The 1,890-nt window shown below is 68.6% G+C and carries 2 protein-coding genes; both read left to right on the forward strand.

The window, feature by feature from the left end; translation table 11 throughout:
- Positions 1–1,584, forward strand: a 1,584-nt coding sequence (locus GPA_RS01625) for a DNA translocase FtsK (protein ID WP_167536578.1), incomplete at its 5' end; no start/stop codon positions are given.
- A 13-nt stretch (positions 1,585–1,597) separates the two neighbouring features.
- Positions 1,598–1,890, forward strand: a 293-nt coding sequence (locus tag GPA_RS01630) for a helix-turn-helix domain-containing protein (protein ID WP_041238771.1), incomplete at its 3' end; no start/stop codon positions are given.

A 1,890-nucleotide genomic window follows, 5' to 3' on the forward strand; every position in this document is an offset into this window, starting at 1 on the left:
CCGAGAAGAAGGCCCCCCTCTCCCAAGGCGTCGTCCGCGGCCACGCCGCTCGCCACCCCCCGCCCGGCGGATGGCTTCGAGCTGCCCCCCTTCGACATCCTGGCCACCAGCACGTCGGCCAAGAAGGACAAGGCCACCGACGCCGAGCTCACCGAGACGGCGGCCTGCCTCCAGGAGACGCTCGAGAGCTTCACCATCATGGCCGAGGTCGTGGGCTGGGTGGCCGGGCCCACGGTGACGCTGTTCAAGGTGGACCTGCCCGCCGGCGTGCGCGTGAGCCGCATCACGGCGCTCGAGCAGGACATCGCGCTCGCGCTGGCAGCGCCCGGCGTGCGCATCTTCGCGCCCATCCCCGGCACGAACTACGTCGGCATCGAGGTGCCGAACCGCACGCGCCAGACGGTGCTTCTGGGCGACGTGCTGAAAGACGCCCCGGCCGGGCCCTTGCAGGTGGCCATCGGCAAGGACGTGGAGGGACGCTCCATCGTGTCGGACCTGGCCAAGATGCCCCACCTGCTCATCGGCGGCACCACGGGATCGGGCAAGTCGGTGTCGGTGAACGCCATGATCATGTCCATCCTCATGCGCGCCACGCCCGCCGAGGTGCGCTTCATCATGATCGACCCCAAGCGCGTGGAGTTCACGCCCTACAACGGCATCCCGCACCTCTACGTGCCGGTGGTCACCGAGGCCCGCGAGGCCGCGAGCGCGCTGTCGTGGGGCGTGGCGGAGATGGAGCGGCGCTTGAAGGTGTTCTCGAAGGTGGGCGCCCGCAACATCGGCCAGTACAACGCGAAGGTGCAGGCCGAGCAGGCCACCATCGAGCAGGCCGAGCAGGCGGGCAAGGAGCCGCCGGCCGCGGAGCTGGGCGACGAGCTCCCCTACATCGTCATCATCATCGACGAGCTGGCCGACCTCATGATGAACGTGGGCAAGGAGGTGGAGTTCTCCATCAGCCGCATCGCGCAGCTCGCGCGCGCGGCCGGCATCCACCTCATCGTGGCCACGCAGCGCCCGTCCACCAACGTGGTCACGGGCCTCATTAAGGCGAACATCACGAACCGCATCGCGTTCAACGTGGCCAGCGGCATCGACAGCCGCGTCGTGCTGGACACGCCGGGCGCCGAGCGCCTCATCGGCCTGGGCGATCTGCTCCTGTCGAAGCCCGAGTACGCCAAGCCCCAGCGCATCCAGGGCTGCTACGTGTCCGAGGACGAGATCAACGCCGTGGTGGAGCTGCTCAAGGCGCAGGGCGAGCCCGAGTACCACTCGGAGATCCTGCAGACGAACCTCATCACGCTGGGCGCGTCGCAGCCCGACGGCAGCGGCGGCTCGTGCACGTCTGACGACCCCCTCGTCTGGGAGGCGGCCGAGATCGTGGTGTCGAGCGGCCTCGGCTCGACGTCGAACATACAGCGGCGCCTGAAAGTTGGCTATTCGCGCGCCGGGCGTATAATGGACATGCTCGAGGAAAAGGGCGTCGTGGGACCGCCGAACGGCAGCAAGCCCCGCGAGGTCCTGGTGGACGCCATGGAGCTGGAGACGTTGAAGGCGTTCGAGGCGCAGGACTCAAGCGAGGAGTGACGACGTGGCACAGATGACATTCGGAACGGTTTTGCAGGAGGCCCGCGAACGGAAGGGCCTTGATCTGTCCACGGCGGCCCGGCGCCTGCGCATCAGGCCCGACATCCTGCGCTCCATCGAGGAGGACGACTTCGCGCGCATGCCCCCGCGCGGCTACACACGCAACATGGTGAACGCCTACGCGCGCCTCCTGGGGCTGAACCCCACCGAGATCACCCGTATGTACCTGGACGAGGCCTACGCCTACCAGGTGGGCCGCGCCCGCTCGGACGTGCGTCCGAGCGGCTTCGACATGGGCGGCACGTC

The organism is Gordonibacter pamelaeae 7-10-1-b (assembly GCF_000210055.1).
Lineage (GTDB): Bacteria > Actinomycetota > Coriobacteriia > Coriobacteriales > Eggerthellaceae > Gordonibacter > Gordonibacter pamelaeae.